The organism is Stenotrophomonas sp. 14P6.2.3, from assembly GCF_057799055.1.
On sequence record NZ_JBYOLA010000009.1, the window covers coordinates 43,270 to 57,364 of the forward strand.

Annotated in this window: 11 protein-coding genes; 3 read left to right on the forward strand and 8 right to left on the reverse strand. The window is 65.5% G+C overall.

Going from position 1 to position 14,095, the window contains the following annotated elements; all coding sequences use genetic code 11:
• Nucleotides 1-11: 11 nt before the first annotated feature.
• From AC27VL_RS09295 to AC27VL_RS09305, 3 genes are read left to right on the forward strand one after another with little or no spacing between them, the layout of a single operon-like run.
• Entirely contained in the window at nucleotides 12-2,486 is a 2,475-nt protein-coding gene (locus tag AC27VL_RS09295) for a TonB-dependent receptor (protein ID WP_488766188.1), read from the forward strand.
• Nucleotides 2,473-3,273, forward strand: coding sequence for a ChaN family lipoprotein (locus tag AC27VL_RS09300; RefSeq protein WP_100552843.1), 801 nt, complete (start codon nucleotides 2,473-2,475; stop codon nucleotides 3,271-3,273). The genes AC27VL_RS09295 and AC27VL_RS09300 overlap by 14 nt, the downstream gene beginning before the upstream one ends.
• The gene (locus tag AC27VL_RS09305; RefSeq protein WP_488766109.1) at nucleotides 3,266-3,979 is read left to right on the forward strand and encodes an energy transducer TonB family protein; all 714 of its coding nucleotides are present in this window, start codon (nucleotides 3,266-3,268) and stop codon (nucleotides 3,977-3,979) included. Before AC27VL_RS09300 ends, AC27VL_RS09305 begins: the two co-directional genes overlap by 8 nt.
• On the opposite strand, the gene AC27VL_RS09310 is transcribed toward AC27VL_RS09305, so the two are convergent.
• From AC27VL_RS09310 to AC27VL_RS09345, 8 genes are all read right to left on the reverse strand, one after another.
• A complete protein-coding gene (locus AC27VL_RS09310) occupies nucleotides 3,976-4,410 on the reverse strand; it encodes a RidA family protein (RefSeq protein WP_049464364.1) in 435 nt (144 codons plus the stop codon). The genes AC27VL_RS09305 and AC27VL_RS09310 overlap by 4 nt on opposite strands.
• 114 nt (nucleotides 4,411-4,524) lie before the next feature.
• A complete protein-coding gene (locus AC27VL_RS09315) occupies nucleotides 4,525-5,427 on the reverse strand; it encodes a cation diffusion facilitator family transporter (protein WP_100552845.1) in 903 nt (300 codons plus the stop codon).
• A 28-nt stretch (nucleotides 5,428-5,455) separates the two neighbouring features.
• Nucleotides 5,456-7,744 (reverse strand): Orn/Lys/Arg family decarboxylase, encoded by a 2,289-nt coding sequence (locus tag AC27VL_RS09320; protein WP_488766110.1) that lies wholly within the window; start codon nucleotides 7,742-7,744, stop codon nucleotides 5,456-5,458.
• Between the two features lie 20 nt (nucleotides 7,745-7,764).
• Nucleotides 7,765-9,117 carry an arginine/agmatine antiporter gene (adiC, locus tag AC27VL_RS09325; RefSeq protein ID WP_488766111.1) on the reverse strand — a complete coding sequence of 451 codons (1,353 nt, stop codon included), beginning with the start codon at nucleotides 9,115-9,117 and terminating at the stop codon, nucleotides 7,765-7,767.
• Nucleotides 9,118-9,195: 78 nt separating this feature from the next.
• Nucleotides 9,196-10,638, reverse strand: a complete 1,443-nt coding sequence (locus AC27VL_RS09330) for a DcaP family trimeric outer membrane transporter (protein ID WP_488766112.1) — start codon at nucleotides 10,636-10,638, stop codon at nucleotides 9,196-9,198.
• A gap of 521 nt (nucleotides 10,639-11,159) precedes the next feature.
• Nucleotides 11,160-12,002: a thiol:disulfide interchange protein DsbG gene (gene dsbG / locus AC27VL_RS09335; protein ID WP_100460336.1), complete on the reverse strand. Its 843-nt coding sequence runs from the start codon at nucleotides 12,000-12,002 to the stop codon at nucleotides 11,160-11,162.
• 30 nt (nucleotides 12,003-12,032) lie between these two features.
• Nucleotides 12,033-12,836 carry a redoxin family protein gene (locus tag AC27VL_RS09340; protein WP_346559693.1) on the reverse strand — a complete coding sequence of 268 codons (804 nt, stop codon included), beginning with the start codon at nucleotides 12,834-12,836 and terminating at the stop codon, nucleotides 12,033-12,035.
• An 85-nt stretch (nucleotides 12,837-12,921) separates the two neighbouring features.
• Nucleotides 12,922-13,989 (reverse strand): GlxA family transcriptional regulator, encoded by a 1,068-nt coding sequence (locus AC27VL_RS09345; protein WP_180167383.1) that lies wholly within the window; start codon nucleotides 13,987-13,989, stop codon nucleotides 12,922-12,924.
• Nucleotides 13,990-14,095: the final 106 nt, after the last annotated feature.

Below are 14,095 nucleotides of genomic sequence, written 5' to 3' on the forward strand. Positions count from 1 at the left end.
TGGAGCCCACGATGCTGTCCCACCGCCCCCTTGTTCTTGCGCTGTCTCTTGCCTGCGCCGGTATCGCCCCCGTGCTTGCTGCCACCGCGCAGGCGCAGGCCAGCGCAACCCGCCGTTACGATATTCCCGCACAGCCGCTGGTCACCGCGCTGGACGCCTACAGCCGCCTCAGCGGCGTCGATCTGGTGATCGGCCGTGCCCTGCCAGCCAACCAGAGCGCACCCGCCCTGCAGGGTGACTTCGACGACACCCAGGCATTGGCACGGCTGCTGGCCGGCAGTGGCCTGCGCGCGCGCTTCATCGATGCACGCCGTGCCACCCTCGAACCGGCGCCGGCCAGCACCGGCGACGGCAGCCGCCACACCGGCCCGCTGCGCGTGCAGGGGCGCACTGCCCATGCCACGACACCGGGCACGGGTGCCAGCCAGTACATTCCGGCCACGCAGGATGGCTTCGCGCCGAAGATCGGCAGCGAGCGGGTCGCCATGGCCGAGCGCCAGGACGGCAACAGCCTGCTGCGCTCGATGCCCGGCACGCACAGCTTCCACTCGCGCAGCCAGCCCGGCCTGCAGGTCAACATCCGCGGCATGGCCGGCGCAGGCCGGGTCAACACCATGATCGACGGCGTCACCCAGACCTTCCGCAACAACGCCGGCCATGGTTCGGGCGGCCCGTTCGCCTACGTGGACCCGTTCCTGTTGGCAGGCGTCGACGTACAGCGCGGCGCGGTCAGTGGTGGCGAGGGTGCCGGCACGCTGGCCGGTAGTGCCAACTTCCGCACCCTGGACATCGAAGACCTGGTCTCCGACGGCCGCGAGTGGGGCCTGCGTGCGGGCTATCGGCATGGCAACAACGGCTATGGCAGCGGACGTACCTTCGCCGGCGCCTGGCGCCACAGCGAAGACGGCGGCGATCGCCAGTTCGGCCTGTTGGCAGCAGCCAGCAGCAGCCGCAGCAGTGAATACGCAACGTCCCGTGGCCAGAAAAACAGCGCCGACCCCGGCAGCCAGCAACCCAGCAGCTGGCTGCTGAAAGCGCGCCTGCAGCCCAGCGACCAGCACCGCCTGGACCTGAGCCACATGCGCTATGAAAACGACTTCTACCACAACTATCCGTGGCAGATTTCCGCTCGCAACCAGCGCGCCAGCTACCACTACACGCCCTACTCGCCGTGGATCGACCTGCGCGCCAGTTTCGCCGCCAACAAGACCCGGCTGTTCTATCCGCCCGTGGAAGACTCCAGCTACATCGGCCGGCGTACTCACAGCAGCCTGAGCAGCTGGAACGTGGACAACACCAGCCGCTTCGACATCGGCGCCGTACAGGCACGCTGGAACACCGGCATCAAGCACCAGTCGGACATCTTCGTTGCCGATACCCCCACCCTGCGCGGCGCCAACCCACAAGGGCGCAGCCAACTCGACAGCGTGTTCACCACGCTGGAGCTGCAGTACGACATCTACGCGCTGTCGGCGGGCCTGCGCCAGGACCGCTACGGCATCCGTGGCCACGTCCCCACCTGCTCGGATGTGCCTGGGCAATGCCTGGAGATCGGAGGTGGTGGCATCGACGTCGATCGCACCCAGCATGCGCTCAGCCCCAGCCTCTCACTGTCGGTGCAGGCCACTGACTGGATGCAGCTGTTTGCCGAAGTCTCGCGCACCTCGCGGCCGCCGCGCGTGCAGGAAATGTTCTTCGAGAAGATCCCGCTGGAAGGGATGAGCGATGCCGACGGCGTCGGCGCCAACCCCTTCCTGCGCCGCGAACGTTCGCGCAACCTGCAGTTCGGCGCCAACCTCAGCGCCAGCTCGCTGCTGGTCGACGGCGACCTGGCGCAGCTGCGCCTGACCCGCTTCGACAACCGCATCCGCGACTACATCAAGCCGCAGTACCTGCTGATCGTGCACCCGCCGGAAGTAGAACCGTTCGTGGTGCCGATCGACAGCGACCCGCAGCTCAACGCGTGGACCGACAGCCTGGACGTGGACGACTTCAGCACCACCACGCGCTGGATGAACCATCCCGGCGTGGTGCGCATGCGCGGCCTCGAACTGGAAGCGCACTACGCCAGCGAGCACTACCACGCCACCCTCAGCTGGACCCGCTCGCGCACCAGCGCGCCGGCCATCGAATTCGTCAACCTGGAAGACATCACCGCCCTGCCCGACCGCTACTGGACGCTGGATGTCGGCGGCCGCTGGTGGCAGCAGCGCCTGCAGGCCGGTGTGCGCGCCGAGTACTCCGGCCCCACCGAAGAGGGTTACGACTTCTTCCAGACCCGCAAGACCGGCGGCACCGGCGTGCTGCTGGACTTCTATGCCAGCTTCAAGCCACAGGCCAACACCACGCTGTGGCTGAACATCGAAAACCTGCAGAACAAGGCCTATGACAACAACGCCTCCATCGACAGCATCTTCAGCCCGATCCTGGACCGCGGCAACGGCCGTGGCCGTACCGTCTCGGTGGGCGTCAATGTGGCGTTCTAGCCGGCGCTGGCTGGGGCTGGGTCTGATCGCGCTGGCGGCGGCAGCCAGCGCGCAGCCGATGCCCGGCAAGGTGATCGACCTGGCCAGTGGCAAGGAGCTCGACCAGGCTGCCTTCGTGCAGCGGGTTGCTGCCGCCGAGCGCGTGCTGCTCGGCGAGCGTCACGATATCGATGCCGACCATGACGCCGAACGTTGGCTGCTGCAGGCATTGCAGCAGCGGCGTCCGCAGGGCGCGCTGGTGCTGGAGATGATCGCCAGCGAACGCCAGCCGCGACTGCAGCGTGTGCAGCGCTGGCTGGACAAGGGCAACCGGGCAGAACCGCAACGGCTGGCCGAACTGCTGGACTGGGATCCCCGCTGGCCTTGGACACGCTATGGCGGACTGGTACAGATCGCCACCGATAGCGGCATCCGCCTGCAGGGCAGCAACCTGTCGCGCGCTGAAGTCAATACGCTGCTGGCGTCATCGCCCGAGGTGGTGTTCCCGGCCGACGGCGCGCGGCAACGGTTGTCAGCAGTGGTGCTGGCCCAGCACGCCGACGCTGCGCCCATGCTCGACGGCATGCTCGCCGTTCAGCACGCGCGGGACACGCGGATGGCACGGGTGCTGATGCAGTCGCCGGCACCCGCCCTGCTCGTCGCCGGCCGCTGGCATGTGCTGCGTGGCACGGGCGTACCCGGTTATCTGCCAACCTCTGCGCCAGCGCTGGTGATCGCGCTGGCCTCAGTCGACGAAGATGTGGCGAGAGATGACGCTGATCTGTTGTGGGTGGTCGGCGATGAGTGAGCGTCGGCAGCACTGGCAAGCGGTGACGATCAGCATCGGCCTGCACCTGCTGCCGTTGCTGCTGTTCGTCCACTGGGTGTCCACTCCGCCGCTGCCACCGCCTCCCGAACAGGACGTGCGCATCAGCCTGCGCCTGCTGGCACCGGCCACACCACCGCAGCCGGTGGAAGAACTGCAGGCCGAGCGCCCCAGCCAGGCGCAGCAATCGCGGGCGGCCGAAGCACGCAAAGCACCCCCGCCGCCACGCGCCACGGCGGCACCCGAAGGCAACCTCGCCGCCAGCGAGAAGAATGGCGACGGCCACCAGCCCTTGCCCGTGGCCCCGCCAGCGGCCGCGACCGATGCCCGTTCCGCACCGGCATCGATCACGGCCGCACCGCCCGCCCCGGACGCACCACCGGCGGACTTCCAGGCCGGCGCCGCCAGCGACCAGTGGGAAGCCCGCCTGATGGCGCGGCTGGAGCGTTACCGCTACTACCCCGCCGTAGCGAGGTCGCGGCGCCAGCAGGGCACCGCATGGGTCAGGGCCAGCATCAGCCGTGAAGGCCACCTGCTGGCATTGCGCCTCGAGCAGCCCAGCGGACAACCGATGCTGGATGAAAGTGCGCTGCAGACATTCCGGCGCGCGCAGCCCCTGCCGCGGATTCCAGAAGAGCTGCCAGCTCCGCAGGAACTGGTGGTGCCGGTGGAGTACTACCTGCGCTAGGCGCTGTAGGCCTCGGCCTCGATCTCGAACAGCATTCCGTCCAACGCCAGCCGGGGCACCGGAATAAGCGTGCAGGTCGGTGCCGGGCGATTGGCCCAGCGCCGCCGCACCTGCCGGGCGATGATGCCCAGGCGATCCTCATCGTGGTCGACCACCAGGATCCGCAGTCGCGCAACATCGGTCAGATCCGCATGGGCCGAGCGCAGCGCGGTCTGCAGATTGTCCAGTGCCTGCGACACCTGCTCCTCGAAGCTGGGTGACAGGTTTCCCTGATCATCTTCACCACCCTGCCCAGCGATATGGATCACCCGCGCTGGCAGTCGCACCACCGCCACGTGCGAGTATCCGTTGGCACTGGGATCGTGCAGGCCAGGGGGATCGAACAGATCCAGCAGGCCATGGCTGAAGTCCGGAGTGGTCAGCAGGTTCATACCGCATGCCTCGTAGGGAATGCGAGGCAGTCTGCTACCTCAACTGCTGTTGAGGTCAAACCTATTGCATGCAACAGAGCGGCTCACCGCATGCAACGATCGGCTGCAACAACATCAGGTCCATGCCGGGTCCGCGGTGAAATCGATCGTCAGCCAGAACGTGCTGCTTCGCGCGTCCATCCGCACCGCGATCTCATCGCGCATCGCATCCACCTCACCCACCGTGCCCAGCGGCGTCGACGGCGAGGTCAGGATGTGGATCTCGATGAACCGCATGCGCCCCATCTTCGCGACATGGCTGGTGAAGCCGGCATAGCCATGCTCGGCCACGAATGCCTGCATCACCTGCTGCACACGCTCGTCCAGGTCATCGGGTGCCACCTGCAGCACTTCCCGCATGGCCTTCCACGCACTGCGCGCCGGCACCGGCAACACCGCAAGGCTGATCAGCGCCAGCACCATCGAATCCAGATACGGCACCCAGTGGTGCCACTGCCCACCGTGCAACGCCAGCGCCAACACGAAGGCCAGCACCACCGCCAGGCTCATCAATCCACCCAGCAGCCAGCCACGCACATCCAGCCACAGCAATGCCGACTGCAACCTGCGGGCACGCTGGGCCACGAACGCGGCCATGCCCAGGTTGCTGGCACTCAGCAGCACCGCCCACCAGAGGGCGGGCCCGAATTTCACTTCGTGCCCGCCGGTGGTCAATCCAATCACCGCGTTGGCCAGCGCGTACACGCAGGCCAGCGACAGGATCACTCCGCCCAGCGCCTCGACCATCGGCTCCAGATGCCAATAGCCGTACTGGAAGCGCGGGCTGTGTTCCCGCGCCACCAGCCGCAGCACCGACAACGACACCAGGGTCAGGGCTACGTCAACCAGGCTGTAGATGCCGTCGAACAGGATGGCCTGCGATCCCACCAGCAGGCCACCGATGAAGCCGACCGCGCTGACCGCCACGGTGACCCCGATCGAGAACTTCAGGATGCGTTGCTCGCGCGCGGTATCCATCGTTCGCCGAAGGGCCGACCGTACCGGCTCAGGCCTTCAGCACCTCCACCTTGTAGGACGGCACGTCGCCATCGCGCTCGATGATAAGGCCATGCACGTCCGACTCGAAGCCCGGGAAGCGCGCGTTCTGCTCGCGGGCGATGCGCAGCGACTGGATGATCGGCTCGTCGCGGTCGCCGAAGCGCTCGCCCGGCATGATGGTCGGGATGCCCGGCGGGTACGGCACCAGCATCGTCGCAGCGATACGGCCGCTGACCTGCTCGATGTCGACCCGCTCGATCTCGCCCTTCACCAGGTGGTTGTAGGCATCGGCCGGGGTCATCACCGGTGTCGGCAGGTCCACGTACATCTCGCGCATCACCTTGGCCACCGCGAACTCCTGGTTGAACGCATGCAACGCGTCACACAGGTCACGCAGGCCCCAGCCGGCATAGGCATGGGGGTAGTCGGCAGCCAGCGACGGCAGCGCCTGGGTCAGCGGCGCGTTGCGGTCGTACAGCTCCTTGAACGCCATCAGTTCGGTAACCAGCGTGCTCCACTTGCCCTTGGTGATGCCCATCGAGAACAGGAACAGCACCGAGTACAGGTTGGTCTTCTCCACGGTGATGCCGCGGCCCCACAGGAACTTGCTCAGCACTGCAGCCGGGATGCCCAGCTTGCCCATGCTGCCGTCCATCGACAGGCCCGGCGTCAGCAGGGTCACCTTGATCGGATCGATCAGCACATAGTCATCGACCAGGTTCTCGAACCCGTGCCAATGCGCATCGGGCTGCAGGTACCATTCCTCGCGCTTGGCCACCAGCGGCGCCGGCGTATCGCCCTTGTCCAGGCTGCGCTCGACCTTCGTCGGTTGCCACACGCTGAACCACCAGTCATCGCGGCCCAGATCGTCGCGTACGTGCAGCATCGCACGGCGGAAAGCGATCGCTTCGTCATGCATTTCCTGCACCAGCGAACGACCGGCATCGCCCTCCATCATCTTCGAGGCCACATCACACGCGGCGATCACCCCGTAGTGCGGGCTGGTCGAGGTATGCATCATGAACGCTTCGTTGAAGCGCTCGGCATCCAGGTCGCGGCTGGCCGAGTTGCGTACATGGATCATCGAGGCCTGCGAGAACGCCGCCAGCAGCTTGTGGGTCGAATGCGTGGTGAAGATGATCGCATCCTGCTCGCGCGGCTTGCCCTTGGCCATGCCGTAGTGATTTTCATAGAACGGATGGAATGCGGCATAGGCATACCAGGCCTCGTCGAAATGCAGGAAGTCGACCGCGCTGCCGATCTCCTCAGCGATCTTCTCGGCGTTGTAGCACAGGCCGTCGTAGGTCGAGTTGGTCACCACCGCGATACGCGGCTTGGAGCCGGCCTGGTAGGCCTGGCTGGCCAGCGGATTGGCGGCGATGCGCTGCTGCAGTGCTTCCGGAGTGAACTGGTCCAGGCTGATCGGGCCGATGATGCCGTGTGCATTGCGGCTGGGCGTGAAATACACCGGCACCGCGCCGGTCATGATCAACGAATGCAGCAGCGACTTGTGGCAGTTCCGGTCAACGAACACCACGTCGCCGCGGGCCACGGTGCCGTGCCACACGATCTTGTTGGCCGTCGACGTACCGTTGGTGACGAAGAAGGTGTGGTCGGCACCGAAGTTGCGTGCTGCCTCGTTCTCGGCGTCCTTGATCGGGCCGGTGTGGTCCAGCAGCGAGCCCAGTTCCGGCACTGAAATCGACAGATCGCTGCGCAGCGTGTTCTCACCATAGAACTGGTGGAAGGCGCGCCCGACCGGTGACTTGGTGAAGGCCACACCACCGGCATGGCCCGGCGTATGCCAGGAATAGTTCGACTCGGCGGCGTGATGGATCAGCGCCTTGAAGAACGGCGGCAGCAGGTTCTGCATGTAGTCTTCGGCTGCTCGCATCACCTGCCGCGAGATGAAGCTCTTGGTATCTTCGAACAGGAAGATGAAGCCGTGGATGTACTTGAGCAGCTTGCTCGGCACCTTCTCGATGGTGCGTCGTTCGCCATACAGGAACACCGGAAGATTGGCGCGGCGCGCACTCTGTTCGCGCAGGAAGGCGGTCAGGCGCTGGAACTCGCCATCGACCTCCTCGCTGCCGTCGATCGAGATCAGCACCGCCGAAGCGGCCACGTAGGTACGGGCACCGGCACGGGCGTCATCCAGGTTCAGGCCGCACAGCACGCGCTGGTCATTGCTGCGCAGTTCTTCCACCAGCGCGCGGATGAGGATGCCGCCGATGCGCGGCGAATCGTAGTCACCATCAATGACGATGACCGGATAATCCAGGGACTTGAAATACACGTTGATTCTCCTTGTCTAACTCAGGAACGCTGCGCGCCGGCCGAAATCGCCGCCGCCTCGCGGGAACGCTGCCGCTGCTGGCGACGCTCCTCGCTGAAGAAGGGATAGAACACAGTGATGAACAGCACGAACAGGAAGGCGTACTGCACGATCGTTCCCGACGAGCCATAGATCGCCCACAGGCAGTACACGACCGTCAGGCTGGTCAAGGTCCAGAACGCACCGGTGTGCACCAGCGTGTGCGAACGCTCCACCACGAAATAGCAGGCCACGCACGAGTAGATGTATGGCAGCAGCGTCAACACCACCGCCGCCGAGGTGATCACATCGAACTGGGCCGAGGCCGTCTTCGAGGTGGAGGTCACCAGCACCGCCAAGGTCATCAGCACGGCCACGATCAGCACGCCCTTGACAGGTACGTCGTCCTTGTTGGTCTTGCTGAAGATGCTCGGGAACAAGCCATCATCGGAGGCCGCCTTGGCGCTCTGCGCGGTCAGCAGGATCCAGCCGCCCAGCGAACCGGCGGCGCCGACGAAGGCACACAGGCTGACCAGCGCACCACCCCAGCCACCGACGGCCTTGGCCGCTGCCAGTGCGAACGGTGCATCGGAGGTCTGCAGTTCACCGTTGGGCACCATGCCCATGATCACCGACGAGCTGGCGATGTAGGCGATGGCGGCCAGAAACACACCGGCCAGGGTGGCGCGGGCCACGTTCTTCTCCGGGTTCTCGACCACACCGGCGGTCACCGATGCCGACTCCACGCCGATGAACGCCCACAGGGTCAATGCCGCAGCACTGGAGATCGCGCCGAAGTTCGATACGCCGGACACGTTGTACGCACCCTTGAAGATGTCGGCATCGAAGAAGAACCAGCCGAAGATGGCGATGCCCAGGATCGGCACCAGCGCGAAGCTGGTAGTGACCGTCTGCACGCGGCTGACGAATGCCGGGCCGATCATGTTGGCAAAGCTCAGCGCCCACACCAGGATCAGCACCGCGATGCAGCGCACCAACGGCTCGGACAGGATCGGGAAGAAATAGCTGAAGTAGCCCACCGCCGCGATGGGAATGGCAACGTTGCCGATCCAGTTGGCGAACCAGTAGATGGTGTTGGTCTGGAAGCCCATGTAGGGGCCGAACCAATCGCGCGCATACGCATACGGGCCGCCCGCCTTGGGCGCCAGCTTGCCGAGCTTGGCGAACACGAAGGCCAGCAGCAGCGCACCGGCCGTGGTGATCAGCCAGCCCCATATCGAGGCGGTACCGATCTTGGCCAGACTGGAGGGCAGCAGGAACACGCCTGAGCCCATCATGTTGCCGGCGACGAGGAAGGTGGCTCCGACCACCCCGATTTTCTTTGCTTCTGCCATGACAATCTCCTGTACCTGGCATGGGCCCGGTGAACCCGGGCGTGGGGAATGGCTACGCTGGCGTGCTGCCGCTGGCGCCTACTTGATGAAGTTGTATTGCAGGCTGCCCTGCACCCGGACCGTGTCGCCGCGCGCTCCGCCCTGCTGCTGCAGACGGCCGTACAGCAGCTCCATGCCCATCGTCCACGACGGAGCCGGGCTCCAGATCAGGTTGAACACGCCGTAGCGGCTTTGCCGGAATGCATCGGTCGGCAGCGCCGCATTGCGCTCCAGGGTCAGCTGGCCGTAGATCAGGTTCGAGCGCCACAGATCCGACCAGTAATGGGTGTAGCCGACGAAGCCACCGTGCAGGTCCAGCGCATCGATGCGTCCATCGGCGTCCACCACGGCATCCAGGCCGGAGCCGGTGAGATCGGCGGTGTAGCGGCTCAGGCCGCGACCGCCCAGCGCGCCGAACAGCAGCAGATCGCGTTCCCCCACCGAGGCCGAGCCACTGAGCTGCGCGCCACCGGCAAAGACGCGGTCACGACGGGTATCGCCGTCGTAGGCCAGATTGCGCGCCACGACGCCCAGTTGCAGATGGCCCCAATCGCGCTCCATGCGCGCGATGGCACTCACATCCGGCAGTCGATTGACCGCCGCCATCGCATCGCTGGCGCCAGCCAGCTCGGTGTCCGGGTCTTCGGCGGCCAGCGTCAGGGTGATGCCCTTGCCCAGCGCAAAGCTGTGATGGATACCAGCCACCAGCAGGTAGCCGGCGCCGCCGGGGCCAGCAAAATCCAGCGTGTCGGGCAGGCTGTCCGGATCCATGAAACTGGAATAGCCATAGCCTGCGTAGGTATTGCCCAGCTGGCCGTAGGCATGGCGCAGGCGGAATTCATAGCCATCGCTGCTGCCGAAGAAATCATTCTCCAGATAGAAGCGCAGGTTGCCGTGCGTGGTTGGACGCCGCGCCTCGAAGCTGAAACGCGTCTGCTTGGCGTGGATGTTGAAGTTCGAGACGTCGCGATGATTGCCGCCCACCGGCATCGACGAGGGAATGAACTGATCCTCGTCGCCCGCCCCGCGCGAATCCGCAATCGCATCGAGCTTGGCATAGCCGCCAATGCGGATCACGGTGTCGGTGCCGGGAATGGCAAAGAAGCCTTTCAGATCCGGATCGGTGGGGCCGGCGGCGCTGTCTGGACGCGAGGCTGCCGTTGAAGGATCGGCCACCGATTCACGCTGTGGCAGCACAGGAGGCGCCACGCCAGGCACTTGGGTAGGGTGCAGGATGCCGCTGGTGATTGGCACATTCATGGTCGCCTGCGCTGCAGCGGGAATCGGCGACGACGCTGCAACGGGAGCCGCAGCTGCATGCTCTTCGCGTCGTTCAAGCTGGTCCAGACGCTGCTGCATACCCTGCAGCGTCTGCCGCATCGCGTCGATCTCCCGACGCAATGCCTGCGCATCATCCTGTGCATGCAACGGCATCGCGGCCATCGCCGCCAGACACCCCAGACTCAGTACCGCCAAGCGCATTGCATCCTCCCTGGACTGTAACTCCCGCTGCCCGGCCGTGCAGCGCGCGTGCGCGGCCCCGACCTCAACGAGCCGTTGCTGGAAATGCGGGTACTGCGTGGACGACCGTTGCCAGCCTGCACGTTGCAGGCAACAGGGCAATGACACTGTCCCGATTGCCAACACTGCGCCGGAGTCGTTCCCACTGCAGCAGTGCTGCCGAAGGGGTGGCGACCGCAGCGGACTGGGTAACAAGCGCTGGGTGAGAATGTCGTGAATGGCATTGCGCGCACGCCCTCTGCAGGGCATGACGTGTGCGACATCCATAGCGCAGTGACGCTGTATTCCATGCGCCAAGGCTAGTTCGATTGTCGTTTTTGGCCTTGATTGGGATCAAAGCGAAATGCTTGATGTCAGTCACGATTCAGACGTGACATCTGTTCGTGACGTGCGCAGCCCTCATCGCCGGGACTGTCGCAGAAAGCAACAGGCCCACACGTTGCCGTGCGGGCCTGTTGCTCAAAACAGCATGTCGAGGTGCCTCAGCGCGGGCCGAGTACCGCCTGCAGATCGTTGCCCTGCGGAAGGCCAGCACGTCGCTGCACCTGGCCCTGTGCATCCTGGAACAGGATGCCCGGCGTGCCCTGGAAGCCCATCTCCACCATCAGCACCTGGTTGGCATCCAGCTTGGCTGCGATCTCCCGGCTGATGTTGGGCAGCGGCTTGATGCCACCACGATCGAACTGGTGCTCGTTCTCCAGCAGTGCCGCACTCGGATCGCGTGCGGCCATGATCGCCGCCGCCTTGGCCGGGCTGTCCTCACGGATCACGCCGACCATGATGTGGCGCAACTGCACCTTTCCTGCGTCCACCCAGGGGCGTGCAGCCTCCCAGAATTTGTGGCAGTAAGGGCAGTTGGCATCACTGAAGGTGTACACCACGCGCGGCGCATCAGCCTTGCCATCGCGTACCCAGGCACTGGTTTCAAGCTTGCTCCACATCTTGGCCGACATCGGCGCGGCAACCAGCTTCTCCAGCGTCTCGGCTGCAACTTCGTTGCCCTCGGCGTCGAACAGGCTGCCCACCAGCACGTGCTTGCCATCGGCGGTCACGTAAGCCGCCGCCGGCTGCTGGCCGCCAACCATGCCGGCAAAGCCACGCAGGCCGCCAGGCGCGTCGAATTCGGAGACCACCTCGAAGCCATGCTTCTCGATGCCCTTCAGGACAGCCGGCAACTCGCCCTTCTTGGCGGCCGCCGATGCCGAAGCCGTTGCCGGTGCAGCGGCATCCTTGCCCGTCGGGGTCTGTGCCTGGCTGCAGGCAGCCAGCGCCAGCATGGCCGGCAGCATCAGCGTATGCGCGATGCGCGGGGAAATCGACAACATGGAAACTCCGTAGTGGGATGCCAGCGCAGGCTACCGCAGCCGGCGCAGTTTGTGTTCAAGACCGGCCTGGGTCAGTTCGCCGAGATGCAGTTCCTGCAACCTCCCCTGCGCATCGAAGAAGAGCGTGGAAGGGAAAGCCCGGACGTCCAGCGTGGTCGACGCAGCCGAAGCCTCATCCAGCAGGACGTTGCCCAGCGAGAGGTGTTCAGCAGCAAGAAAGGTCTGGACCTCCACAAGGGTCTCGCCCTGGTTGAGGAAGACGAACTGGATATCGGCATGTTTCTGCTGCGCCGTCGCCAGCACCGGCATCTCCCGGCGGCACGGGCCACACCAGCTGGCCCACAGGTTCAGTACCAGAGGCTTGCCATGAAACGTCTGCAGTTCAATCGCCCTGCCCTGCAGGTCGACCACCTGCAGCGTGGGCAGTGGCATCTGCTTTGCCTGCCAGTACGCGAGCCCCTGGCTTGCCCCGCCCCACAACAGCAACCCAACCAGCGCACCTGCCAGCACCGGCGCCCGCAACGGGCGCTGCCTGCGCAGCCGCCACAGCGCCCAGGCAAATCCAGCGCCAACAACAACGGGAAGGTGGTACCCGCCATCGGCAATCTGCAGCACGCTCCAGGGAGCTTCACGATAGAGGCTGAAATGCGCTGCGACAAACGACAGCCGGCCACACAGCAGGCCAACCAGCAACATGTCCAGCACCATCCCCGCTGCGGGCGGCCGAACCTGACCAGGCTCACCACGCGACCAGATCCGCGCAATAGCCATCGCCAGCAGCAGGAAGATCAGGATCAACACCACCGGCATCGGCACCGGCCCAACACTCGACATCAGCTCACCCGCTCTTGCCTGCACAGACCCGCATGGTCAAAGCGTCGAGCCCGCGATGCAAGCACGACGCATTGAACCTTGTTCATCAAGCGGCGCTGCGACCCAGCTGCGTGCCCGGCGAGGCGCGCAGCCCCCGCAGGCTGCCGGCCACAGCAGGCGTCAGCGGACGATCGCGGCGTTTGCTGCTGACGTGGCGACGATAGTTGGCGGGCGTCATGCCGACAATGCGCAGGAACAGCCGGCGGAACGCGCTCTGATCGGCGTAACCCACACCCCAGGCAACTTCATCGATGCTGGCGCCCTGCTGCAGCAACGTCTGCGCCTTCGCCACGCGCAGCCGCTGGCAATACTCGATGGGCCGCAGCCCGGTCGCCTTCAGGAAACGACGCTGCAGGGTACGCGGCTCCAATCCCGAGATCTCACAGATCGCCCCCAGCGTGGCCCCACGTGCAGCCGTGGTATGCAACCAGCGCTGTGCCTTCAGCACGTCCCGGTCGCCATGAGCGAAATTGGCACTGAATCGCTCGAGATCCTGCTGGATGCCAACTGGTACCACTATGCCCAACTGCTGTGCCACCGCGCTGGCCACGCCCTGGCCATGCAGCCGGTACAGCAGGCGCAAGCCAAGAAAGCGCCAGGCCTGGGCACCGCCCACGGTGAGCAGATCGCCGTCATCGACGAGTGCTCGCTCACTGGGCGCCCAGCTGCCGACCTGCACCTGCAGCGCCGGATGGCGGTTGAGGTCAGGACCGGACACCGTACGCCCGGTCAGCAGACCGGCCCGCGCCAGCACACTCACCCCGTCACCTGCGGCGGCCAGCAGGCTGCCGCCGTCGTAGTGGGCCCGCAACCAATCCAGCAGGACGTCCTCGGCACGCACCGACGTGCTGGAACTGACCTGCCCCGGCAAGGCGATCACCGCAGGAATTGCCGCGTCCAGCATCTCGGCACCGGCGATGCGATGCACGCCGGTATTGCTGGCGGGCACGATCCAGCGGGTCACCAGCACCCGCTTGCAGGGCCGCCGCTGCTGCTGTGCCAGACGATTGGCGACGTGTGCCATTTCGGCAAGCACCGATGCAGCCGACGGGTCGCCTCCGGGGTATTCAACCACCGCAACCTCGACGAATCCCTCGTTCCTGATTCCCTCCACTCCCCACCTCCTCTTCCGGTTCAGGCCGTCGAGCGGCCGGTTCAGGCGCAGGGTAGGAACTGCTTTGCCTTGGGGGATATGAAGAAAGTTGCAAAGTGTGCTGAAT

Coding starts and splice junctions, on each gene's coding strand:
- AC27VL_RS09295 (WP_488766188.1), top strand. CDS start 12: ATGCTGTCCCACCGCCCCCTTGTTCTTGCGCTGTCTCTTGCCTGCGCC.
- AC27VL_RS09300 (WP_100552843.1), top strand. CDS start 2,473: ATGTGGCGTTCTAGCCGGCGCTGGCTGGGGCTGGGTCTGATCGCGCTG.
- AC27VL_RS09305 (WP_488766109.1), top strand. CDS start 3,266: ATGAGTGAGCGTCGGCAGCACTGGCAAGCGGTGACGATCAGCATCGGC.
- AC27VL_RS09310 (WP_049464364.1), bottom strand. CDS start 4,410: ATGAACCTGCTGACCACTCCGGACTTCAGCCATGGCCTGCTGGATCTG.
- AC27VL_RS09315 (WP_100552845.1), bottom strand. CDS start 5,427: ATGGATACCGCGCGCGAGCAACGCATCCTGAAGTTCTCGATCGGGGTC.
- adiC (WP_488766111.1), bottom strand. CDS start 9,117: ATGGCAGAAGCAAAGAAAATCGGGGTGGTCGGAGCCACCTTCCTCGTC.
- AC27VL_RS09330 (WP_488766112.1), bottom strand. CDS start 10,638: ATGCGCTTGGCGGTACTGAGTCTGGGGTGTCTGGCGGCGATGGCCGCG.
- dsbG (WP_100460336.1), bottom strand. CDS start 12,002: ATGTTGTCGATTTCCCCGCGCATCGCGCATACGCTGATGCTGCCGGCC.
- AC27VL_RS09340 (WP_346559693.1), bottom strand. CDS start 12,836: ATGTCGAGTGTTGGGCCGGTGCCGATGCCGGTGGTGTTGATCCTGATC.